The sequence below is a fragment of the Nocardia kruczakiae NBRC 101016 genome (genome assembly GCF_001612965.1).
In the GTDB taxonomy this organism is placed as follows: Bacteria; Actinomycetota; Actinomycetes; order Mycobacteriales; family Mycobacteriaceae; genus Nocardia; species Nocardia kruczakiae.
Map to the genome: position 1 here is coordinate 43,198 of NZ_BDBL01000005.1, position 21,506 is coordinate 64,703.

Genomic DNA, 21,506 nt, shown 5'->3' on the forward strand with positions numbered 1-21,506 from the left:
GCAACGAGTCGAGATCCGGATCCGCTGAAAGTCACCGCGCGACGCGCCGGCGCATTGTGACTCAGGGGCAGTGCACACCGCGCGGTTTGGTACCCGCCACGAGAACCTCGCGGGCCCGCTGGTGAGTTGTTAGCGTCCTCGGCAGGAGGTGTCATGGAGGCAGCGCGGCCTTTCGATGTCGATGTGGTGATCGTCGGATCCGGATTCGGCGGCAGCGTGACGGCATTGCGATTGGTGGAAAAGGGATATTCGGTCGCGGTGCTCGAGGCCGGGCGACGCTACGCCGACGCCGACTTCGCCACCACCAGCTGGGATCTGCGGCGCTATCTGTGGGCGCCGGCACTGGGCTGCTACGGCATCCAGCGGATCCACCGGCTGCGCGACTGCTTCATTCTGGCCGGCGCCGGAGTCGGCGGCGGGTCACTCAACTACGCCAACACCCTCTACAAGCCGGGCCGCGCGTTCTTCGAGGACCGCCAGTGGGCCGAGATCACCGACTGGGACGCCGAACTCACCCCGCACTACGACCAGGCCCGGCGCATGCTCGGTGTCGTGGAGAATCCGCACACCACCCCGGCCGACGAGATCATCCGCTCGGTGGCCGAGGAGATGGGTGTCGCCGACACCTACGTCCCGACCCCGGTCGGCGTGTATTTCGGCGAACCCGGAGTGGTGAGCCCGGACCCCTATTTCGGTGGTGTCGGACCGGAGCGCACGGGCTGTATCGAATGTGGTGAGTGCATGACCGGTTGCCGGCACGGTGCGAAGAACACGCTGGTCAAGAACTATCTGGGTCTGGCCGAACATGCTGGGGCGCAGGTGCATTCGATGACCACGGTGACCGCGCTGCGACCGCAGGACGACGGCAGCTGGCGCGTCGAGACGCGCCGCACGGGCCGATTCCGAGGTGGGCGGCGCAGCTTCTCGGCGCGGTACGTGGTGCTGGCGGCGGGGACCTGGGGTACACAGCGGTTGCTGTTCCGGATGCGCGACACCGGGGTGTTGCCCGCGCTGTCGCCGCAGCTGGGCGTGCTGACACGCACGAATTCCGAGGCGATTCTGGGTGCGGGCCGCACCCGGGTCGATACCGGCCTGGATCTGACGGCGGGTGTGGCGATCACGTCGTCGTTCCATCCGACCGCCGACACCCATATCGAGCCGGTGCGCTACGGCAAGGGTTCGAACACGATGGGGCTGTTGCAGACCTATCTGGTCGACGGCGGGAAGGCGGTGCCGCGGTGGGTGCGGGTGCTGGCGATCGCGGCCACCCACCCCGTGCGGACGGTGCGGTTGTTGCGCACTCGGCGATGGAGTGAGCGGACGCTGATCCTGCTGGTGATGCAGAGCCTGGACAATTCGATCACCACGTTCACCCGGCGTGGTCTGTTCGGTCGCCGCTACACCAGCAGGCAGGGCTACGGTGAGCCCAATCCGTCCTGGATTCCGGCCGGCCACGAGGTGACGCGGCGCGTGGCGGACAAACTCGGCGCCACCGCGGGCAGCACCTGGCCCGATATCTTCGGTGTGCCGATGACGGCGCATTTCATCGGCGGGTGTGTGATCGGTGGCGACCGTGAGCACGGTGTCATCGATCCGTATCACCGCGTGCACGGATATCCGACGTTGAGCATCGTGGACGGGTCGGCGATCTCGGCGAATCTCGGGGTGAATCCGTCGTTGACGATCGCCGCGCAGGCCGAGCGGGCGGCCTCGATGTGGCCGAACAAGGACGAGCGCGATCCGCGGCCGCCGATGGATCTGCCCTACCGGCGCATCGATCCGATCGCGCCGGTAGCCCCCGTCGTTCCGGCCTCCTCCCCTGCCGCGTTGCGGCTGCCGATCGTGGAGGTCCGGCACATGTCCTCGGGTGGCCGCCCGGCCTGAGCCGGTGTGGCTCCGTGTTCCCGGGGCGGCTGAGCGATCGGCGCCTGTGTTAGGTTGTGATCGACGTCACGCGGCCGGCGGTCTTCCCGGATCGGACGACAGTGATCTCGGACGGCCGGTCGCCCATCGCATCGACCGGAAGGAGATCGCCGTGGCCACCGACCGGATTCTGGTCATCGTCACCAATGCCGGTGAATACGAGAAGGCCGGCTATCGCACCGGGCTGTGGCTCGGCGAGCTGACCCACTTCTACGACTACGTCACCGAACACGGTTTTGCCGTCGACATCGCCAGTCCCGCAGGCGGATTCGTGCCCATCGATCCGGAGAGCCTGGCTCACGACGTGCTCGCCGATCTCGGGACCGATCGCCGCTACCGCGACCGAAAATTCATGGACCTGCTCGACCGCACGCGCAGTATCGGTGAGATCGAGGTCGAGGATTACGACGCGATCTACTTCACCGGCGGGCACGGGGTGATGTTCGACTTCCGTGGCGACGATCTGGGTGCGCTCACCGCGGCCTTCCACGACAGCGGCCGCGTGGTGTCGGCGGTGTGTCACGGTCCGGTCGGATTGCTGAACGTCCCGCTGGAGAGCGGGGCGGCGCTGATCGCCGGGCGGCGGGTGACCGGGTTCTCGTGGCCGGAGGAGGAAGCCGCTCAGCGCGCCGACGCGGTACCGTTCAGTCTTCAGGACGAACTCGTGAAATTGGGCGCCGACTACAGCATGGCCGACGAGCCGTTCGGACCTTACGTCGTCACCGACGGGCGGCTGATCACCGGTCAGAACCCCGCCAGTGCGCGCGGAGTGGCCGAAGCGGTGGTCGCGACCCTGAAAGGAGATCAGCGGTGAGCGATTCCGGCAGCGATATCGACGTCGAGGTGCCCGCCAGCGGAACCGGTTGCGCGGAGTGCGTCGCCGCCGGCGGCTGGTGGGTGCATCTGCGTCGGTGCGCGCGTTGCGGGCATGTGGGGTGCTGCGACACCTCCCCCGCCCAGCACGCCACCGCCCATTTCCGCAGTACCGGCCACCCGATCATCCAGAGCTTCGAACCGGGTGAGGACTGGTTCTACGACTACCGCGACGGCGCGGTCGGCGAGGGGCCGGAACTGGCGCCACCGACCAGTCACCCGGAGACGCAGCCGGTGCCGGGGCCCGCGGGGCACGTCCCCGCGGACTGGCAGGACCACATCCACTGACGGCGCGCCGCCGGGCCGCCGATCCCCCGCCGGCCCGGCGTTCAGTGTTCGTCGTAGCGGATGCTGTGTGCCGCGGCGATCGGGTTGATCTTGCGCGGATCGAGCGCGCCGTCGGTGAGTACGGTGGGGCCCGCTTCGAACAGATCTTCCAGATAGCATTCCCATCCGCCCGGCGACGATATCTGGAGCACTGTGGGCGGCGGGTCCGAGACCGCGCGCAGGGCGTGCGGAATCCCGTGTGGCAGTAGGACGAACGTGCCCGCCGGTGCGACGAGCGACCGGTCGTCGAAGTCGACTCCGAGCTCACCGCTGAGCACGTAGATGCTTTCGTCGGCTACCTCGTGCGTGTGTCGCGGGATGTCTCGGGCCAGGGTCACCTCGAGCAGTGAGAACCGGCCCTCGGTGTCGGCGGTGGTGGCCTTGACCGCGAAGGCGGGTGGCATCGGAACCCGCCCCGGGCGCACCTTTCCCGGAGTCAAGTGGAGAAATCTGTTGTGCGACATCGTGCTACCCTTCCCGCGAGGTAAAACGGAATCGGAATCCGTTTCCGTCTTGATGGTAGCCGGAAAGGACGGACAGGTGTCAACACCCGCGACGCCACGAAAGGCCCGCGCCGACGCGGCCCGCAACCGCGACCGCCTCCTGCGTGCGGCTCGAGAGTTGTTCGCCGAGAAGGGCTCTCAGGTGCAGTTGCCCGACGTGGCACGTGCCGCGGGTGTCGGGGTCGGCACGGTCTATCGCCACTTCCCCACCCTCGCCGAGCTCGTCGACGCGGCGGCCGAGCAGCGCTTCGCGGAGATCGAGAACTATGCTCGCGCAGAGTGTCTCGCTCACGCCGGCGAGGGGCTGCGACGCTATCTGACGCACGTCGGCGAGCTGCTCAGCGCCGATCAGGGCCTGTCCGCGGCCGTCGAGGCCGCCCGCCGGTCGCCCGGCAGCGAGCCGCGCGGATCCTCTCGCGCCCGGCTGGAAACCGTTGTCGGCGAGATCATCACCCGCGATCGAGAGGCCGGTGCGCTGCGGGAGGATTGCACGGCCGCGGACGCCTACATGCTCGTCGGTGCGATCTCGGCGACGATCCGCACCGGCAGCGGAGACTGGCGGCGCCTGCTCGACCTGATGCTCGACGGTCTGCGGCCGCGTACGTCGTAGCCGTCGCGGATCAGCCGAGTTGGCGTGCGGCCGAGGGGTTCACGGGGACACCGCGGTCGACGAGGTCGGAGGCGAAGCGGCGCAGCAGTGGATCGGCGGGGGTGGCGAGCAGACAGACGAGATCGCGGGACACGCTGGAGTGCAAGCGTTTCAGGGTCGCGGGCAGGCCGGGGCCCAGGGCGGTGACGGGGACCAGGGCGATGCCGAGTCCGGCCGCGGCCAGTTGTGCTGCGGTGGCAGCCTGCCGGGTGCGCATGACCGGGCTGAGGATGACGCCGTGGGCGGCGGCTCGGGCGTCGAGCCAGCCGGCGAGACCGTTGTCGGGATGATAGTGCACCACCGGTTGGTCGTGGAGGTCGTCGAATCCGAGCCGATCCTGCCGGACCAGGGCGTGATCGGCGGGGAGGACCGCCACGATCTCCTCGCTGCCGACGAGTTCGGATGCGCCGGTCCAGCGAGTCGGCCGCGGCCCCAAAGCCAGGTCGGCCGTTCCGGATTCGAGGTGGCGGACGAGGTCGTCGGCGCTCGTGGCCTCGGTGAGCGTCACGTGTACCGCGGGGTGGCGGCGCAACCAGGTACGCAGTACGGGGGCGAGCAGGCTCGCGGTCAGGCTCTCCGCGCAGGCCAGTCGCAACAGGCCGCCTTCGCCCCGGGCCGCGGCCCGCCCGCCGTCGACGACGCGAGCGGCCGCGGTCAACGCCGCACGGGCGTCGGCCTCGATAGCGCGGCCGATGGCGGTGGCGCGCACCCCGCGCGGCAGCCGTTGCAGCACCGGTGCCCCGATCTCGCGTTCGAGCGCCGCCAACTGGTGCGACAGCGCGGGCTGTGACATGTGCAGTGCGGTGGCGGCGTCGGTGATCGAGCCGGCGTCGAGCACGGCGATGAGGCATTCCAGTGCCCGCAGCGTTGGCATTCGCATATCCTATGGCAGCGATCGAAAACATTCATTCGGCGAAGGGACTATCCGGCGCTGTCGCGCTGCTGTACCGGGCATGACAACGCTGCAAGACAAGAAGATGGTCATCGTCGGCGCCGGATCGGGCATCGGCCGTCATCTGGCCGCCGAAGCGGAAGCTCGAGGAGCGCAGGTGATTTCGGTGGGCAGGCCCGAACTGGACCTGGCCGACGAGGCAACCGTGCGCGCCGTGGCCGAACGTATCGGCGAGGTGGACTACCTGGTGTCGCCGGCCGCCGACCACGCCAACGGTCCGGTCACCACACTCGACCACAATGCGGTGCGCCGCGCCTTCGACGTCAAGGTGATCGGGCCGATCCTGCTCGCCAAACACTTCGCTCCGCGATTCCGCGCCGGAGGTGCGATGCTGCTGTTCTCCGGTGTCGCGGCCTGGCGGCCGTCCCCGGGACGATCGGTGATGGCCACCACCAACGCCGCGGCCGCCGCTCTGGCCGAGGCGCTGGCGGTCGAGCTGGCGCCGGTGCGCGTCACCGCGATCTCCCCCGGCATCGTCGACTCGGGCGTGTGGGACGGCCCCGGCAAGAAGGAGTTCTTCCGGACCGTCGCCGATCGCAATCCGGCTCGCCGGGTCGGGACACCGGCCGACATCTCCGCCGCGGCACTGCTGGCGCTGACCAACCCCTTCCTCACCGGCACCACCCTGCATGTCGACGGCGGCGGGAGACTGGCATGAAAATCGCGTTGATCGCCTGCGCCGCACTGCTTCTCGGTGCCTGCTCGGCGCAGCCGCCGCACCGTGCCGACCCCGTCGACCGTTCCGGCGACCTGGTCGTACCGCGAGCCGTGCACATCGACGGCGGACTGGGCGCCGACCGCGCCGCACGCGAAGTTCGTGCGGCACAACGGCTCTACACCTTCTGGAACACCGGCAACGTCGATTACCTGCGGCAGGCTGTCACACCGTCGTTCCGGGACAACACCCTGCCACCGGGCCGGCCGCAGGGACCGGCCGGACCCGCCGCGGCGTCGAAGGCATTCCGCGCCGCGGTCCCCGACCTCACCTGTGAGCTGTCGGTTCTGTATGTCACCGGGGACACCCTCACGGCACGACTGGTCTTCCGCGGCCATTTCACCGGCAGCTACGACGGGGCCGGTGGTTCCGGGCAGGCCGTCGAATTCGGCGCCATCGACATCCAGCACCTCGGCGACGACCATGCTCGGATCATCGAGGATTGGCATATCGAGGACAACCTGAGCTTCCTGCGCCAGATCGGGCGGACACCGTGACCGCCGTCCCGATCGGCGGGGTGGGAGCGAGCGCTCCCAATATCGCCTTACGGCCGGATTGACACCTGTAAGGTGGCAGGCTGCCGGGGGTCGTTCGACAGCGCCCGGCAGTCGCCGACAGGCGATCTCGGGATGTGGGTAAGCGTGATGTGGGCAAGGAGGTGACACGTCGTGGACGAGGACGTCGACCTGACCGACCTGGACCGGTTCACCAGCGGATTTCCCCATCCGATCTTCGATCGGCTGCGACGCGAGGCGCCGGTCTGGTTTCATCCGCCCACCGCGCACAGCCCCGGCGGCGACGGTTTCTGGGTGCTCAGCCGCTACGGCGACATCGTCGCCGCGGCCACCGACACCACGGTCTTCTCCTCCGAATCCGGCGGCGGACGCGACGGCGGCGGCACGACGCTCGAGGATATGCCGCTGGGCGTGCCGGTCGGTGCGCTGCTGAACATGATGGACGATCCCCGCCACGCGAAGATCCGTCGCCTGCTCGCACCCAGCACCACCCCGCGAGCGCTGCGGCGGATCGAGGACGACCTGCGCCGGCGCGCGGCCGGCATCGTGGATGCGGCGGTGGCGAAGGGCGAGTGCGACTTCCTCACCGATGTGGCCGCGGAACTGCCGCTGCAGGCCGTCGCCGAGCTGGCCGGTGTGCCGCAAGCCGATCGCCACGAACTGATGAACTGGGCCAACGTCACCCTGGACTACGACGGCCGCGAAGTCGGCGAGGTCGACGACCGTCTCGCCCGGGCACAGGCCCGCATGTTCGCCTACGCTGCGGACCTGCTGCAGCGCAAACGCGGCGCACCGGGTGCGGATCTGCTGTCGGTGATCACCCACGCCCTCGTCGACGGCGAGCCGCTGACCGACGCCGAACAGCACCTGTTTCTGAGCCTGATCGTCGCCGCGGGCAGCGAAACCACACGCAACTCCATCGCCCTCGGGGCGGCCGCGCTCAGCGAATCGCCGCAGCTGTGGAAACAGTTGCAGCAGGACAGAACTCGCCTCCCGGCCGCGGTCGAGGAGATGTTGCGCTGGGCATCCTCGACCCCCTACAACCGGCGCACCGCCACCGAGGATGTGTGGATCGGCGGCCACCGCATCGCCGCCGGTGACAAGGTCACATTGTGGTGGGCCTCGGCCAATCGCGACGACAGTGTGTTCACCGACCCCCACCGGTTCGACATCACCCGAAACCCCAACCCGCACCTGGCCTTCGGGCGCGGCGTGCACTTCTGCCTGGGCGCCTCGCTCGCACGGATGGAGATGCGGGTCATGTTCGACGCGCTGCTCGACCGTGTCGAAACCCTCACTCCGCGTGGGCCCGTCGAGTACGTCCGCAGCAACAAACACACCGGTATCCGGCACATGCCGGTCACGATCGGCGCCCGATGAGAGCCGAACGGCCCGTGGATGACCCGACCGAGTGAAAGGAGCCGGCCTGTGGCCAGCGAACCGACCGTGGAGAACGTCAGCAGGCTGCAAAGCTCGAGCCGCGACGTCACCGGGTTACCCGCGCTGCTCGCCGACTGGCTGGCCACGGTCATGCCGGGCGGACACAAGCCCGAGATCTCGGTCCTCGGCGGGATCGACGCCAACGGCATGTCCTCGGAGACGATCGTGCTCGACGCCCGATGGGACGCCGACGGCGCGCCCGTGCATCGGAAATGGGTGATGCGGGTGGCGCCCACCGGCTCCGACGTCCCCGTCTTTCCGGTCTACCGGCTCGACCATCAAGCCGCCGTCATCGAGGCCGCCGGTCGGGCCGGTATTCCGGTTCCGCGGGTGCGGTTTCTGGAGAATACGGCGACGGTGCTGGGTGCCCCCTTCTTCATCATGGACTACGTCGAGGGGATCGTCCCGCCCGATGTGATGCCGTATACGTTCGGCGGCAACTGGTTCTTCGACGCGGCACCCGAACAGCAGCGCCTCCTGCAGGACACCACGATCGAGGTGCTCGCCACCCTGCACTCGATCCCCGAGGCGGGCACCACATTCGACTTCCTCGTCGCCGACCGGACCGGTGACACCGCCCTGCGCAAGAACCTCACCTGGCTGCGGGCGTGGTACGAGTTCGCGGTGGCCGATATCGGGCGTTCACCGTTGGTCGAGCGCGCCTTCGACTGGCTCGAAACCTATTGGCCCGAACAGATCGCGACCGATGAGACCGTGCTGCTGTGGGGCGACGCGCGCATCGGCAACGTGCTCTACCGCGACTTCCGTCCCGCCGCCGTCCTCGATTGGGAGATGACGACGGTCGGGCCCCGCGAACTCGATGTGGCGTGGTGTGTGTTCGCGCACCTGGTGTTTCAGGAGTTGAGCGGGCTCGCCGGACTGCCGGGATTGCCGGACGTCCTGCGCGAGAACGATGTTCGGGACACGTATCGGCGCCTCACCGGTGTCGAACTCGGCGATCTGCGCTGGTTCTACGTCTACTCGGCGGTGGTGTGGGCGTGTGTGTTCATGCGCACCGGCTCGCGCCGGGTGCATTTCGGGGAGATGGATCGGCCCGAGGATGTCGAGTCGCTGTTCTACCACGCGGCCCTGCTGCGCACGCTGATCGGGGAAAACGACGCAGTGAACCGCTACTGCCCGCCTGCGAGGTAGTCGAGGATGATCTCGTTGACCGCCTCCGGCTTCTCCAAATGCAGGAAATGCCCGGCGTCGTCGATGCGGACGACGCGGCTGCCCGCGGGCAGGTGCCGGTCCAGATCCTGGAAGAAGCCGGGCCGCAGGCAGCCGTCGGTGCCGCCGTAGAGCTGCAGGATCGGGTGGATCGGTGGCGACATCAGCAGCCGGTCGAGGTCGCGGGGCCGCGTCGGCCGCGGGCGGACCAGTTGCCGGTAGTAGCCGATGATCGCGGAGCGGTGCTGCGGCGGTGCGGCCGCGGCGAGGTGGGCGAGGTCGTCGGTGGCGTCGTATCCGGGCGACCACCGGCGCCACAGGAACGCGGTCATCGGGGTGAAGAAGCGTTCGGGAACGACCGGGAATTGGTTGGCGAGGATGTACCAGCTGTTCACCGACTGCGCGAGCGTCCGCGCCACGTGGCGGGCGAGATCGTCGCGGGTGATCCGGACGCTCGCCAGCGGTGGAACCGCCGCCGCGACGAAGGCCCGGAACGGCGATTCCGGCAGGGCGGCAAGGGCATTCGCGGTGAAGGCGCCCCAGTCGTGGCCGATGACGACGGCCCGCTCGGCGCCCAGGCGCTCGGCGATGCCGAGTGCGTCGGCGACGCGCGAACCGGTCGACACGTCACCGTCGGCCGGCACCGTCGACGGGGCATATCCGCGGCTGAACGGCGCCACGGCGTAGTACCCGTGATCGGCCAGCGCGGGCCCGAGATGGCGCCACGTCCAGGCGGTGTCGGGGTAGCCGTGCAGGCACAGCGCGAGCGTCGCCGCGGGATCGCCCCAGGTCAAGGCGTGCAAGCTGACCTGGCCCAGATCGAATTCGGCGCGATCCGGCGCGGGAGTGAGTGTGGATGCCATCGTGCCTCGTCGGTAGTTCCGCACCCGCTGGGGCCGGCGTCGGCTTTGCTGTTTACAGGCGTACATCCTAGTGTCTGATTCATGGTGGAGGCCGCGATACAACCCCGCCCGCCCCGGCGCTCGCTGGCCGGACGCTCCGCCGAGACCGCGGACCGCCTGCTCGACGCCGGTCTCGAGGTGTTGCGGGAGCAGGGCTACGACCAGCTGTCCATGCGGGAGGTGTGCCGGCGCGCCGGGCTCACGCACGCGACCGCCTACGGCTATTTCTCGGCGAAGCAGCATCTGGTGGCCGAAGCGTACTGGCGCCGGATCCGCACCTGGTGTGCTCGACCGGTCACCGGCACGACCCCGTCGCAGCGGCTGGCGAGCGTATTCACCGAGATGGGCGAGCTGATGTCCGAAGAGCCGGAACTGAGCCTGGCCGCCTCGGCCGCGATCCTCAGCCACGACCCCGACGTGTCGGCGCTGCGCACCCGCATCGGTGCCGCCATGAGCGACCGCGTCCGCACCGCCCTGGACGGCACCTGCACCGACCACCTTCTCGATGCTCTGAACATCGCGGTCAGCGGGGCGATGATCCAGGCCGGGATGGGCTACTACAGCTACCGGGAGATGGCGGTCCGGCTCACCTCGGTGGCCCGCCTGCTCCTGGCGGCCGGCGATCGCTGAGCAGATCCGCGCGGGTACCACATTTTCGCCCGGAGAGTCCGGGTTGCCGGTCTAGACTGCTGCGGATCAGCCGATGAGATTCCCGAGATCCTCGCCCCGGGATTCTCGCACCGGACACGAGCGACGGCCGGGCAACCGGCCGGGTGCGAGGGTGAGTCGATGAATGGCGGCAAGACACTGCGGGCCTGGTGGAACGATCCGGTCGACTACTGCTGGCTGGTACGCAGCCTGACGGCCCGATCGGCGCTGGGTCCGTTGAAAGTGCTGGTCGGTGTCGCCGGGGCGATGATCGCGGCGATGGGCGCGGTGATCACCGGATCGCCGGTGGGCCCGCCCGGCCATCCCGGAATCGCGTCCACGGTCGGGGTGTCGTGCGGGGCGCTGTGGGCACTGCGCTGGTGGTTTCTGCGCTGGCCCGGCAGAACCGAATCGCTGCTGCTGATCGGCGGCGCCGACGTGCTGTTCATCCTGGAATTCCTGCAGGTGCCGGATCGGGTGTTCGCGGCGATGGGCACGGTACTGCTCGTGGTCACCGGCAGCTACCTCGGCTTCTTCCACAACGCGCGGGTGTTGGCGGCCCATTCGGCGTGGTCTCTGATGGCGGTGAGCGTGATGTCGGTGCGCATCGCCACCGGCGGCGGGCAACTGCGCCTGGCGCTCGCGGTCGGATTGCTGCTGTTCGTGTCGGTGGTCAGCGCGGTACCCGCACTGCAGATCCTCTACTGGCTGCTGCGCACCGAATCGATGTCGGATCCTTTGACCGAACTGCTGAACCGCCGCGGCCTCGAGATCCGGCTCCCGCTATTGGTCGACCAGCACCCCGCGATCAGCGTCATGACCTTCGACCTCGACAAGTTCAAGAACGTCAACGACACCTGGGGACACCGCGTCGGCGACACCGTGCTCGTGCGGACCGCCCGGCGCCTGCACGAGGCCGCCGGACGAACCGCGGTGGTGGCCCGCACGGGCGGCGAGGAATTCGTGGTCGCCACGCCGATCGCCGGCGGCGCCGCGCACGCCGAGGCCGAACGCCTGCGCCGCTCCGTCGCCGAACCGTCCGACACCACGGTCGAGGTCACCGCCAGCGTCGGTGTCGCGGTCTACGACACGACGAGCTGCCCGCGATGCCCGCGACCGACCCCCGACCGGCTGCTGCAATCCGCCGACGCCGCCATGTACCGGGCGAAGCAGGCCGGGGGAAATCTGGTCGTCGTCGAAGACCTCACCCCGCCACCGGACCACCACCGGGCCACCGGATAACCCGTCGGCGCCCCGCACTCGACGACATGGGTGCTGCGCCGAATTCCTCGTCGGCGCCGACTGGGCGTGGCCGACCTCGCGGCCGCCGCAGACCGGTTATTCCGGATGTGCGCTATCTGCCCGCAGGCACGGAGTCGGCATCGACCCGCAGGGGCGCAAGGGGGCGCCAGGACACCGGCACCTGGCGCATGAGTAAGGCGCAGTCGAGCACTGCGGTGCCGGGCGGGAACCGGTCCCGGTCGTCGAAGACCGTGGACCGAGCCGATTGAACCTCGACCGGCTCGACGTGCCACGAGTTCGTCCGGAGTTCGAGCCCGTCGAGGCGTCGACCGCCACGTGTGGCCGAGAATCCGGCCGAGCCATGCCGGAAGAAGTCCGATGCCTGCGCCAGATCGGCGAACAGTTCGCTTCCCCGGAACCGCTCAGCGGTCCGGACATCCACGCTCACGGAGAGGGTCCTGTCATGACTGGCGAAGGCCACATGCAGGTCCTGCGTCGTCTCCCGCACGTCGAACCGCGCCAGACTGTGCTCACCCGGAAACAGCCGGCCACCGGCAAGGACATTGATCACCGAGTTGCTGTCGCGACGGGAGATGTACACACCGGTCGAGCGTCCCCGCGGACCATCCCACTCGACCGCGATGCGATGTGCCGCGTTCTCGCTGCGCAGCCCGACCCAGCCGGGTAGCCGACTGGGTCGGAACTGCCCGAGGCGGACCAGGCAGATCCCGGCGACCGCCCAACCGCCAACCAATTGAGGTCGCATCGGCGGCGGCACCAAGCGTGCGGCAGCCTCAGGGGCGACGCGGTAGTTCACAAGAAGGCGTCGCTCGACGACGCTGGACATCCGCGGAGGTCTCATCAGGTTCCTCGCTCTAGGTGGTTCGCGGTCTGCGCTGTCTGACGATGACCTGCTCCGGGCAGATCGCGCTCAGGAACCTGCCGACACACAGTGCCAGTCGTTCCTCGACAAGGGAGTAGAAGATTCGATTGCCGGCTCGTCGCTCTCGGACGAGCCCGGCTGCCTTGAGTACGCCCAGATGCCGGGAGATCGACGGGCCGCTGATCGGAAACTTGGCGGCGATATCCCCTGCGGTCAACTCGCCGGAGCGCAGATCCTCCAGGATCTGCCGGCGCGTGGGGTCGGCCAGCGCGCGGAACACTCCGGCTTCCTCTTCAGGCCCGAACTCGGTCATGCCTACAATTTAGCACCATAGCTAAATAGCGAATAACGAAACTATTCACAGCCGCCGGATCACCCCCGAGCCCGGCAGCGGCCGGCGCGGTGACGATCTCGCCGAGGCCGTGCTGCCACCACACGGTCACATTCGCGGCCCGGCCATCGTCACCATCGGTTTTCGCCGATCGGCGATCAGCCGGTGTGGATCGACAAAGCGATGAGCATCGCGGTGCGTTTGGCCGGATCATCCGGATCGAGGAAGTCCAGTTCACGCATCCGCCGCATCCGGTGACGCACGGTGTTGGGATGGACGTCGAGACTGCGGGCCGCGGTGTTCGGATCGCCGTGGGCTTCCAGCCAGGCCTTCAACGTGGGCAGATAGTGGGTGCCGGCTCGCTCGTCGATCTCCGCGAGCTGGGCGACGGGATCTCGGGACGGCAGCCGGCCGGTGGAGGCCATCGACCGCAGGCGCTGAATCAGGACCCGATCCCAGGCGGTGTCATAACAGGGCGGAGCCGGGGAGGTGGCCGCCGGCAGCGCCATGCACTCGTCGGCCTCCTGACGGCTCGCGGGCAACTCCCGTGCGTCGGCGGAGCCGCCGATGCCGGCCACCACGCTCATATGCGCGGGCAGGCTCGCGGCGATATCGGCGATCCACCGATACGCCGGTGCCGGATCGTCCCCGGCGGGCAGCACGGTGTAGACGGTATTGCCGAACAGGGTGCTGCGGCCCAGGCGCGACCAGCCGAAACCGGTCGTGGCGCGTTCGAACGCGAGCAGGATGCCGGCGTTGCGTTCCTGCTCGGCATGCGCCTGTAAGGCGATGACACGCAGATCGCGGGCCGGGATGCCGAGCTTGCCGATCGCGGCCTCCGCGTCGGGGCTGCCCTCGATCAACTCGATGACCAGTTCGGACTCCACCTGCCGTTCCAAATCGGCACTGACCCGCGACCGCAGCAGATGCAGCGCGACCGTGTGCGCGCCCTCCTGCAGGATCCGTGCCCGATCCGCCGACAGCGGCTCGCGACCGGACACCCACACCGAACCCAGCAGCTCCCGGCCCGCGCGCACCGCGGCCACCGTGCGCCCGTGCAGTCCGTGTTCGGGTGCCGGCGGGATGTAACGCGGCGCATCGGAGCGGGCCAGATGCGCGAAAATGCCCTGCTCCTCGAAGAATCGGCGCACCCGATCGGGCATGCGCCGCCCCAGAATGGTGTCCGAGCGGACCGGGTCGGTGTCGTGGTGCGCGGTGGAGTAGGCCATCACGCGCGAGAGCTGATCCTCGATGGTCACCGGCCCGTCGAGGGAGGCGGAGATGGTGTCGGCGAGAGCGAACAGGTCGCTGGGACCGCGCCCGGATTCGGTTTCGCGGCCCTCGAGGACCAGCCCGTAGACGACCGAGGCGATCTGGCTCCACGACACGCTCGGATCGACCGTCATCAGCGCCGGCCCGCGATCGTCGAGCAACTGCCGGATCCGGGCATCCGGTGTCTCGGAGGTGCGCGCCACGATCACCCGGGCGCGGGCCTCCATCCCCAGGGTGAGGGCTTCGGCGAGGTCGGCCGCGCCGACCGCGAGGAACACATCGCCGGTAGCCGCGTGCGGGCGGATCGGGTCGTGGACCGCGACGCTGTGGATCTCGACCGCACGGTCCACGACGGTGCCGTGGAGGCGGGCGCCGTAGCGGCTCACGATATTGATCAACCGGTCCAATTTGACCATCGGTGCAGCTCACGACTCCTTCCGGGACATCGAGCGACCGTCACGCTGTTCGGCAGCGACAATATCGTCCGACAAGATTGTTTTCTGCCGACAATGTAGCGGGTATGTCGGCGGGTCACTCTGGAGGTGGACCCTCGGTGCGGCGGATGTGGTGTCGTCCGGGGGGCCGGGTGTTGTCGGCAGTGGACGAAGAGAATGAGATGACGGGAACCGAAAGCGTCTGGTTGACGCAGCACGCGTACGAGCGGCTGCGGCGGGAATTGCTGGAGTTGAGGGCGGCGCACCACGGCCCCGGCGACGAGGACGGGCAGTCCGCGGCCGGGCGGCGGTTGCGCCGCCTGGAGTTGGAGGAGTTGCTGGATCGTGCCGTGGTCGGGCAGGCGCCCGCCGACGACGGCATCGCCGAACCCGGGATGGTGCTGACCGTCCGGTTCGACGACGAGCAGACCGAAACGTTCCTGCTGGGCCGGCGCGACGGCGCCGACACCGCAGAGCTCGAGGTCTACTCGCCCGAGTCACCGCTGGGCAGCGCGCTCACCGGCGCCCGGCCCGGGCAGGTGTGCTCGTACCGCATTCCCAGCGGGGCGTCGGTGAACGTGACATTGCTCGAGGCGGTCCCCTACGGCATGCACCAGCGACGGCGTTGATCGCGGTCGGCCGCGGCGGACTCGGCCGGAAAGTGAGGTCGTGAAATGGATTGGCCACATCTGCTCAGGTTCGTCGGTGTCACCGTCGCGTTCTCGGCGCTGGTGCTGCTGATCCTGGTGCCGCGGAAGGTGACGCGCCGATTGTGCTCGCACTGCGGGCATTCCAATATCGTGCACGACCCGGTGTCGGGCCACTGCCGCAGCGCCGTGGACGCCGGGGTCCTGGTGTCGCGCGAGCGCGGCGCCGCGCTGCCGACGCAACCCTGCCGATGCCAGGACTATCGCGGCGAACAGTGACCGGGCTCAGGAGTGTGTGCCCGGTTGCCGGCGTCCGGCGAGGAAGTAGGCGATCGGGACCGTACCCGCCGAGTTGAGCAGCGTCACCGCGGTCGCCCATCGCAGTTTCGACCCTCGGATCTCGTCGGCCGGCCGGCGCGCGATATCGATGAGCGCAACCAGTTTCAGGATCCCTTCCACCACGGTCGCGGCCACGATCAGCCGCCGCGTCCGCTCGTTCAGCTCGCTCCACCGTCTCCTCGCCACGAGCACCCCTTTCCGACTCCGCCACGGTTCGATCACCTCATAGTGCACCGCGGGCAACCGCCGATCCAGGGTCGAAGGGCCCCGCGTTTCGCGGCGGCCGGGTAGGGTCGGTTCGGCGGCCCGGGCCGCGTTCACCGGTTCGGCTCCCCGTAGCTCGTTCACTGAATATCCAACCGCGACAAGCGGTTTCGTCCAGCACGGATCGTGTGGTCCGCGCGCGGTGCGGCGAAAGGTGAATCGATGTGCCGATTGTTCGGGCTCAGCGCGGCACCGCAGCGGGTGCACGCCACGTTCTGGTTGCTGGAGGCCCCCGACAGCCTGGCCCGCCAGAGTCGCCGCGAACCCGACGGCACCGGGCTGGGCACCTTCGAAGCCGACGGCGAACCGCTGGTGCGCAAACAGCCCATCGCCGCCTACGAGGACGAGCAGTTCGTGCGCGAGGCCATGGAATGCGAATCGGCGACCTTCCTCGCCCACGTGCGCTACGCCTCCACCGGGGCGACCGTCGCGGCCAACACCCACCCGTTCGAACAACACGGGCGGCTGTTCGCCCACAACGGCGTCGTCGGCGGCCTGCCGGAACTCGAACGCGCCCTCGGTGACTACCGCGATCTGGTCGCCGGGCAAACCGATTCCGAGCGGGTCTTCGCCCTCGTCACCCGATGCATCGACGAACACGACGGCGATGTCGTCGCCGGGATCAGCGCGGCGGTCGGGTGGATCGCGGACAACCTGCCGGTGTTCGCGCTGAACTTCGTACTCACCACCGCGCAGGATCTGTGGGCGCTGCGCTACCCCGACACCCACGACCTGTTCGTCCTCGAACGCGCCGCGGGCGGACCCGGCGGCGGCAGACATCTCGACCACGCCGGCACCGGGCCCCTGCGCGCCCGTTCATCCGCGCTCGCCGACCATCCCGCCGTGGTGATCGCCACCGAACGCATGGACGCCGACCCCGGCTGGCGGGATCTGCCGGTGGGCCGGTTGCTGCACGTCGGCCCCGATCTGGTGACCACCCGCCACACCGTCGTCGACCACGCGCCGCGGCACCGGCTCACCCTCGCCGATCTCGGCGAGCACGCCGCGGCCTCGCAGCGAGCCACCACCTGAGACAAACGTCTGTAACAGGTTCTATTTCCCGTGTTACATTCACTCCCATGAGACGGGGAGCCGGCACGGCCGCACGCAGTGGCGGGGTCCGCTGATGGTGGATTCGCGTACGCCGGTCGTCGTGGGCGTCGGACAGTCGATCGACCGCATCGACACCTCCGAGTACCGGCAGATGTCGTCGGCCGACCTCGCCGCCGCGGCCGCCCGCGCCGCCCTCGAGGACACCGGCATCCGCTACGCCGAGGCCGCCGCGAGCGTCCAGCTCATCGCCGGGGTGCGCCAGTTCGAGATCTCGGCACCGGTGCGCGCCCCGCTGGGCCGCTCCGACAACTACCCGCGCTCGGTGGCGCGGCGACTGGGCATCGATCCGGCCCGCGCCGTGCTCGAGGTGGTCGGCGGGCAGGGCCCGCAACATCTGCTCACCGAATTCGCCGCCGACATCGCCGCCGGGCGACTGGAATCGGTGCTGATCACCGGGTCGGACGCGATCTCGACCGAGCGCTACTACGCCGGACGAGACGACAAACCCGACTTCACCGAAACCGCCCCCGGACAGCTCGAGGACCGCGGCTTCGGATACGAATCGTTCGTCGACGACAACCTCATCGCCCACGCCGTCATGGGCGCACCCACCCAGTACGGCCTGCTGGAGAACGCCCGCCGCGCGCGTGTGGGCGCGACACCGCAGCAGTATCGCCTGCAGATGGGAGAGCTGCTGGCGCCGTTCACCTCCGTGGCCGCGAAGAACCCGCTCGCCGCCGCGCCGGTCGAGCGCAGCGCCGAGGAACTGGCGGCCGTCACCGAGGCGAACCGGATGATCTGCGATCCGTACCCGCGCCTGATGGTGGCCCGCGATCTGGTCAACCTCGGCGCCGCGGCCGTGGTGATGTCGCTGGGCAAAGCCCGCGAGCTCGGCGTACCCGACGACCAACTGGTGTATCTGCGCGGCCACGCCGACCTCGAGGAACAGACCCTGCTCGCGCGCCCCGACCTCGGCGCCGCACCCACCGCGTGGACGGCGGCGCGAGAAGCGTTGCGGGTGGCCGGAATCGGCCTCGACGACCTGACCACCATCGATCTCTACAGCTGCTTCCCCGTCGCGGTGTTCAACTTCTGCGACGGCACCGGACTGGCCACCGACGACCCGCGCGGGCTCACCGTGACCGGCGGATTACCGTTCTTCGGCGGCCCCGGCAACAACTACTCCATGCACGCGATCGCCGAAACAGTGGCCCGGATGCGGGAGCAGCCCGGCGCCTTCGGCCTGGTGGGTGCCAACGGCGGCATCATGAGCAAATATTCGGTCGGGGTGTATTCGACCACGCCGGCGCCCTGGGCGCCCGACCGCAGCGCACAGTTGCAGCGCACTGTGGCGGCGGCCCCGCAGGTGCCCAGCCGGGCGCGCGCCGACGGGCCGGCGCGCATCGAAACCTACACCGTGCGCCACGCATTCGAGCCGCGCACCGGACTGGTCGTCGGGCGCCTGCACGCCGACGACAGCCGGTTCCTGGCGTTGATGGCGCCGGAAAGCCTTGCCGCGGTGGACGATCCGATCGGCCGCGACATCCTCGTCACGTCGAGCGAGAAGGGCAACACCGCGGTCATGGTGGGGTGACCGGCCGCGGACGCGGGAACGGAGAGATTGATGGGGTTCGTTCAGCCGGAACTACCGGTCGTCGATCAACAGCAGTGGCAGGGCAGCGACCGCAGTGAGCGCATCCGGCTCATGGCGCGGCACTGGGCCGAGGTCGGCTTCGGCACACCGGTGGTGCTGCACCTGTTCTATGTGGTCAAGATCTGCCTCTACATCCTCGGCGGCTGGCTGTTCGCGCTGAGCACCAGCGGCATCGACGGATTCACAGATGTCGGCAGCTGGTGGTCGGAACCGATCGTGTTCGAAAAGGTCGTGCTCTACACGATGCTGTTCGAAGTGATCGGGCTCGGCTGCGGATTCGGCCCGCTCAACAACCGCTACTTCCCGCCGATGGGATCGATCCTGTACTGGCTGCGGCCCGGCACGATCCGGCTCCCACCGTGGCCGCGCGTCGTCCCGCTCACCCGCGGCACCACGCGCACCCCGGTCGACGCCGCGCTCTACGCGCTGCTGCTGGCGGTACTGCTGTGGGCGCTGCTGTCCGACGGCACCGGCTCGATCCCCGCCCTCGACACGAATGTCGGACTCCTGCCGGCCTGGCACGTCGGCCTCGTCGTGACCGTGCTGGCGGTGCTGGGACTGCGCGACAAGGTGATCTTCCTGGCCGCGCGCGGCGAGGTGTACGGCTCGCTCGCGGTGGCGTTCCTGTTCGGCGGCGCCGACGCGATCCTCGCCGCCGAACTCGTCTTCGTCGTCATCTGGATGGGTGCGGCGACCTCGAAACTGAACCGGCACTTCCCGTTCGTGGTCTCGACCATGATGTCCAACAGCCCGATCGTGCGCCCGCGCTGGTTGAAGCGGCGCTTCTTCGCCGACTTCCCCGACGACCTGCGCCCGGGACGGTTGTCACGGTTGGTCGCCCACAGCGGCACCGCGGTGGAGATGTGCGCGCCGATCGTGCTGTTCTTCTCCCACGGCGGCTGGCCCACCGCGGTGGCCGCGGTGATCCTGCTGTGCTTCCACCTGGCGATCCTCACCGCCATCCCGATGGGCGTGCCGCTCGAGTGGAATGTGTTCATGATCTTCGGGCTCGGGGTGCTGTTCGTCGCCCACGCCGACATCGGCTTCGCCGCCGCGGAACACCCGTGGCTGCCGGTGCTGCTGTTCGCGGTGCTCGTCGCGATCGTGATCACCGGCAACCTGCTGCCCTCGAAGATCTCGTTCCTGCCCGGTATGCGCTACTACGCCGGCAACTGGGACACCACGGTGTGGTGCGTCAAACCCTCGGCGGCGCAGAAGATCGACCGCAACATCGTCGCGATCGCCAGCATGCCGCAGGCGCAGATGGAGCGCTACTACGGCAAGGACCGAGCCCAGATCCCGCTGTATCTCGGCTACGCCTTCCGCGCCATGAACACCCACGGCCGCGCCCTGTTCACCCTCGTGCACCGCGCCATGCCCGCCGGCCGCGAAGACGAATACACCATCACCGACGGCGAACGCATCTGCAGCACCGCCATCGGCTGGAACTTCGGCGACGGGCACATGCACAACGAACAACTCATCGCCGCCCTGCAACAGCGCTGCCGCTTCGAACCCGGCGAAGTCCGGATCGTGCTGCTCGACGCCCAGCCCATCCACACCCAGGTGCAGGCCTACCGCCTCGTCGACGCCGCCACCGGCGAATTCGAAAGGGGCACAGTACGAGTCGCCGACATGGTCGAAAGCCAGCCGTGGGCCGACAACCTGCCCGTCCACGTCACCAGCACCGCGGGCCCGACCGTGCCCGCCTGACACCAGCGCGAGCCCGGGCGTGGGTATGGTGAGTCATGTCTTTCCAGCCGACCCGTTGGACTCCCCCGCCGGCGCCCGCCCGGGCCCGCGCCCCGCACAGCGAACCGCCCATGCCCGAGCTGCGGCTGCTCGACCTGCCCGGCGCCGGTCCCGAGGACGTGGTACTCGCCCCCGACGGGCGGATCCTCACCGGCATCGCCGACGGCGCCGTCCTCGCCGTCGACCCGGCCACCGGCGCGGTCGAGCAGATCGCCCACACCGGCGGCCGCCCCCTGGGCCTGCACGCCGAGGCCGACGGATCGCTGCTGATCTGCGACGCCGAGCGCGGACTGCTGCGCCTGGACCGCCCGCACGGCACCCTGGAAACCCTCTGCGACCAGGTCGACGGCGTGCCGCTGAACTTCGCCAGCAACGTCGTCGCCGACACCGACGGCACCGTGTACTTCTCCGAATCCACCCGCCGCTACCCGCTCGACGACTACATGGGCGACATCCTCGAACACTCCGGCACCGGCCGGCTGTTGCGCCGCACCCCCGGCGGCGAGGTCGAAACACTCGTCGACGGACTGCAATTCGCCAACGGCATCGTGCTGGCCCCCGACCGCTCCTGCGTGCTGGTCGCCGAAACCGGCGGCTACCGCATCGCCCGCCACCACCTCACCGGACCCCGCGCCGGCCACACCGACTACCTCGTGGAAAACCTCCCCGGCTGCCCCGACAATCTCGGGCTCGGCAGCGACGGCCACATCTGGGTCGCGCTCGTCACACCGCGAAACCCCATCCTGGACAGGCTGCTTCCGCTACCCGGCGTGCTGCGCCACATCGTGCGCGCCATCCCGCCCGCACTGCAGCCGAAACCTGCCCGCACCGTCTGGGTGCAGGCCTACGACTTCGACGGCGCCCTCGTCCACGACCTGCAACGCGAAGCCGACCGGTACGCGATGGTCACCGGCGTCGCCGAATCTGGCGGCACCCTGTACCTGGGCAGCCTCAGCGAACCGGCGATCGCGGTGGTGCGCCTGCCCTCGTGAGGCGAGTGTGGCGAAAGCCGATGCGC

General features: G+C 69.2%; 23 protein-coding genes. 16 read left to right on the forward strand and 7 right to left on the reverse strand.

All coding sequences use genetic code 11. The features are described 5' to 3' along the window. Positions 1-153 precede the first annotated feature (153 nt). The 3 genes from NK1_RS04785 to NK1_RS04795 all read left to right on the forward strand — a co-directional run bounded on the left by NK1_RS04785 (position 154) and on the right by NK1_RS04795 (position 3,084). Complete coding sequence (locus NK1_RS04785) at positions 154-1,884, forward strand: FAD-dependent oxidoreductase (RefSeq protein ID WP_063007360.1); 1,731 nt, start codon at positions 154-156, stop codon at positions 1,882-1,884. A gap of 151 nt (positions 1,885-2,035) precedes the next feature. After that, complete coding sequence (locus NK1_RS04790; protein ID WP_218023051.1) at positions 2,036-2,737, forward strand: type 1 glutamine amidotransferase domain-containing protein; 702 nt, start codon at positions 2,036-2,038, stop codon at positions 2,735-2,737. Then, complete coding sequence (locus tag NK1_RS04795) at positions 2,734-3,084, forward strand: UBP-type zinc finger domain-containing protein (protein WP_036505631.1); 351 nt, start codon at positions 2,734-2,736, stop codon at positions 3,082-3,084. Before NK1_RS04790 ends, NK1_RS04795 begins: the two co-directional genes overlap by 4 nt. 41 nt (positions 3,085-3,125) lie before the next feature. On the opposite strand, the gene NK1_RS04800 is transcribed toward NK1_RS04795, so the two are convergent. Beyond that, complete coding sequence (locus NK1_RS04800; RefSeq protein WP_245660348.1) at positions 3,126-3,527, reverse strand: cupin domain-containing protein; 402 nt, start codon at positions 3,525-3,527, stop codon at positions 3,126-3,128. A gap of 136 nt (positions 3,528-3,663) precedes the next feature. Here NK1_RS04800 and NK1_RS04805 point away from each other — a divergent pair, with 136 nt between their 5' ends. Next, the gene (locus NK1_RS04805; RefSeq protein WP_245660349.1) at positions 3,664-4,236 is read left to right on the forward strand and encodes a TetR/AcrR family transcriptional regulator; all 573 of its coding nucleotides are present in this window, start codon (positions 3,664-3,666) and stop codon (positions 4,234-4,236) included. A gap of 10 nt (positions 4,237-4,246) precedes the next feature. Here NK1_RS04805 and NK1_RS04810 read toward each other — a convergent pair whose 3' ends face one another. Further along, the gene (locus NK1_RS04810) at positions 4,247-5,149 is read right to left on the reverse strand and encodes a LysR family transcriptional regulator (protein ID WP_063007363.1); all 903 of its coding nucleotides are present in this window, start codon (positions 5,147-5,149) and stop codon (positions 4,247-4,249) included. Between the two features lie 79 nt (positions 5,150-5,228). Here NK1_RS04810 and NK1_RS04815 point away from each other — a divergent pair, with 79 nt between their 5' ends. The 4 genes from NK1_RS04815 (at position 5,229) to NK1_RS04830 (ending at position 9,049) form a co-directional block, all read left to right on the forward strand. Beyond that, positions 5,229-5,885 (forward strand): SDR family oxidoreductase, encoded by a 657-nt coding sequence (locus tag NK1_RS04815; protein ID WP_063007364.1) that lies wholly within the window; start codon positions 5,229-5,231, stop codon positions 5,883-5,885. Then, on the forward strand, positions 5,882-6,439 hold the full coding sequence (locus NK1_RS04820) for an ester cyclase (RefSeq protein WP_063007365.1): 558 nt from the start codon (positions 5,882-5,884) through the stop codon (positions 6,437-6,439). Before NK1_RS04815 ends, NK1_RS04820 begins: the two co-directional genes overlap by 4 nt. A 171-nt stretch (positions 6,440-6,610) precedes the next feature. Next, the gene (locus NK1_RS04825; RefSeq protein ID WP_063007366.1) at positions 6,611-7,837 is read left to right on the forward strand and encodes a cytochrome P450; all 1,227 of its coding nucleotides are present in this window, start codon (positions 6,611-6,613) and stop codon (positions 7,835-7,837) included. A gap of 48 nt (positions 7,838-7,885) precedes the next feature. Further along, on the forward strand, positions 7,886-9,049 hold the full coding sequence (locus tag NK1_RS04830; RefSeq protein WP_063007367.1) for a phosphotransferase family protein: 1,164 nt from the start codon (positions 7,886-7,888) through the stop codon (positions 9,047-9,049). Here the strand turns inward: NK1_RS04830 and NK1_RS04835 are convergent. Beyond that, positions 9,028-9,930 (reverse strand): alpha/beta fold hydrolase, encoded by a 903-nt coding sequence (locus NK1_RS04835; RefSeq protein WP_063007368.1) that lies wholly within the window; start codon positions 9,928-9,930, stop codon positions 9,028-9,030. The genes NK1_RS04830 and NK1_RS04835 overlap by 22 nt on opposite strands. Before the next feature lie 81 nt (positions 9,931-10,011). Between NK1_RS04835 and NK1_RS04840 the strand changes: the two genes are divergently transcribed. Beyond that, positions 10,012-10,599 (forward strand): TetR/AcrR family transcriptional regulator, encoded by a 588-nt coding sequence (locus NK1_RS04840; protein WP_063007369.1) that lies wholly within the window; start codon positions 10,012-10,014, stop codon positions 10,597-10,599. 159 nt (positions 10,600-10,758) lie between these two features. Further along, positions 10,759-11,859, forward strand: a complete 1,101-nt coding sequence (locus tag NK1_RS04845; RefSeq protein ID WP_063007370.1) for a GGDEF domain-containing protein — start codon at positions 10,759-10,761, stop codon at positions 11,857-11,859. A 112-nt stretch (positions 11,860-11,971) separates the two neighbouring features. Here the strand turns inward: NK1_RS04845 and NK1_RS04850 are convergent, their stop codons facing one another. The 3 genes from NK1_RS04850 to NK1_RS04860 form a co-directional block, all read right to left on the reverse strand. Beyond that, positions 11,972-12,706, reverse strand: a complete 735-nt coding sequence (locus NK1_RS04850) for a DUF2071 domain-containing protein (protein ID WP_245660350.1) — start codon at positions 12,704-12,706, stop codon at positions 11,972-11,974. A gap of 28 nt (positions 12,707-12,734) precedes the next feature. Next, positions 12,735-13,055 carry a metalloregulator ArsR/SmtB family transcription factor gene (locus NK1_RS04855; protein WP_063007372.1) on the reverse strand — a complete coding sequence of 107 codons (321 nt, stop codon included), beginning with the start codon at positions 13,053-13,055 and terminating at the stop codon, positions 12,735-12,737. A 176-nt stretch (positions 13,056-13,231) separates the two neighbouring features. Then, on the reverse strand, positions 13,232-14,761 hold the full coding sequence (locus tag NK1_RS04860) for a PucR family transcriptional regulator (protein WP_063007373.1): 1,530 nt from the start codon (positions 14,759-14,761) through the stop codon (positions 13,232-13,234). A gap of 200 nt (positions 14,762-14,961) precedes the next feature. On the opposite strand from NK1_RS04860, the gene NK1_RS04865 reads away from it, so the two are divergent. Next, the gene (locus tag NK1_RS04865; protein WP_063007525.1) at positions 14,962-15,408 is read left to right on the forward strand and encodes a GreA/GreB family elongation factor; all 447 of its coding nucleotides are present in this window, start codon (positions 14,962-14,964) and stop codon (positions 15,406-15,408) included. A gap of 45 nt (positions 15,409-15,453) precedes the next feature. After that, positions 15,454-15,705 (forward strand): hypothetical protein, encoded by a 252-nt coding sequence (locus tag NK1_RS04870; RefSeq protein ID WP_063007374.1) that lies wholly within the window; start codon positions 15,454-15,456, stop codon positions 15,703-15,705. 6 nt (positions 15,706-15,711) lie between these two features. Here the strand turns inward: NK1_RS04870 and NK1_RS04875 are convergent, their stop codons facing one another. After that, on the reverse strand, positions 15,712-15,951 hold the full coding sequence (locus tag NK1_RS04875; RefSeq protein ID WP_063007526.1) for a hypothetical protein: 240 nt from the start codon (positions 15,949-15,951) through the stop codon (positions 15,712-15,714). 240 nt (positions 15,952-16,191) lie between these two features. Between NK1_RS04875 and NK1_RS04880 the strand changes: the two genes are divergently transcribed. From NK1_RS04880 to NK1_RS04895, 4 genes are all read left to right on the forward strand, one after another. Then, on the forward strand, positions 16,192-17,061 hold the full coding sequence (locus NK1_RS04880) for a class II glutamine amidotransferase (protein ID WP_063007527.1): 870 nt from the start codon (positions 16,192-16,194) through the stop codon (positions 17,059-17,061). 91 nt (positions 17,062-17,152) lie between these two features. Beyond that, a complete protein-coding gene (locus NK1_RS04885; protein WP_063007375.1) occupies positions 17,153-18,676 on the forward strand; it encodes an acetyl-CoA acetyltransferase in 1,524 nt (507 codons plus the stop codon). Between the two features lie 30 nt (positions 18,677-18,706). After that, positions 18,707-20,449 (forward strand): DUF3556 domain-containing protein, encoded by a 1,743-nt coding sequence (locus NK1_RS04890; protein WP_063007376.1) that lies wholly within the window; start codon positions 18,707-18,709, stop codon positions 20,447-20,449. A gap of 35 nt (positions 20,450-20,484) precedes the next feature. Continuing rightward, positions 20,485-21,480: an SMP-30/gluconolactonase/LRE family protein gene (locus tag NK1_RS04895; RefSeq protein WP_245660351.1), complete on the forward strand. Its 996-nt coding sequence runs from the start codon at positions 20,485-20,487 to the stop codon at positions 21,478-21,480. Positions 21,481-21,506: the final 26 nt, after the last annotated feature.

Bases quoted from the DNA above. Each gene is read 5' to 3' on its own strand.
- NK1_RS04785 (WP_063007360.1), top strand. From the start codon at position 154: ATGGAGGCAGCGCGGCCTTTCGATGTCGATGTGGTGATCGTCGGATCC.
- NK1_RS04800 (WP_245660348.1), bottom strand. From the start codon at position 3,527: ATGCCACCCGCCTTCGCGGTCAAGGCCACCACCGCCGACACCGAGGGC.
- NK1_RS04810 (WP_063007363.1), bottom strand. From the start codon at position 5,149: ATGCCAACGCTGCGGGCACTGGAATGCCTCATCGCCGTGCTCGACGCC.
- NK1_RS04815 (WP_063007364.1), top strand. From the start codon at position 5,229: ATGACAACGCTGCAAGACAAGAAGATGGTCATCGTCGGCGCCGGATCG.
- NK1_RS04820 (WP_063007365.1), top strand. From the start codon at position 5,882: ATGAAAATCGCGTTGATCGCCTGCGCCGCACTGCTTCTCGGTGCCTGC.
- NK1_RS04835 (WP_063007368.1), bottom strand. From the start codon at position 9,930: ATGGCATCCACACTCACTCCCGCGCCGGATCGCGCCGAATTCGATCTG.
- NK1_RS04840 (WP_063007369.1), top strand. From the start codon at position 10,012: ATGGTGGAGGCCGCGATACAACCCCGCCCGCCCCGGCGCTCGCTGGCC.
- NK1_RS04845 (WP_063007370.1), top strand. From the start codon at position 10,759: ATGAATGGCGGCAAGACACTGCGGGCCTGGTGGAACGATCCGGTCGAC.
- NK1_RS04850 (WP_245660350.1), bottom strand. From the start codon at position 12,706: ATGTCCAGCGTCGTCGAGCGACGCCTTCTTGTGAACTACCGCGTCGCC.
- NK1_RS04855 (WP_063007372.1), bottom strand. From the start codon at position 13,055: ATGACCGAGTTCGGGCCTGAAGAGGAAGCCGGAGTGTTCCGCGCGCTG.
- NK1_RS04860 (WP_063007373.1), bottom strand. From the start codon at position 14,761: ATGGTCAAATTGGACCGGTTGATCAATATCGTGAGCCGCTACGGCGCC.
- NK1_RS04865 (WP_063007525.1), top strand. From the start codon at position 14,962: ATGACGGGAACCGAAAGCGTCTGGTTGACGCAGCACGCGTACGAGCGG.
- NK1_RS04870 (WP_063007374.1), top strand. From the start codon at position 15,454: ATGGATTGGCCACATCTGCTCAGGTTCGTCGGTGTCACCGTCGCGTTC.
- NK1_RS04880 (WP_063007527.1), top strand. From the start codon at position 16,192: ATGTGCCGATTGTTCGGGCTCAGCGCGGCACCGCAGCGGGTGCACGCC.
- NK1_RS04890 (WP_063007376.1), top strand. From the start codon at position 18,707: ATGGGGTTCGTTCAGCCGGAACTACCGGTCGTCGATCAACAGCAGTGG.
- NK1_RS04895 (WP_245660351.1), top strand. From the start codon at position 20,485: ATGTCTTTCCAGCCGACCCGTTGGACTCCCCCGCCGGCGCCCGCCCGG.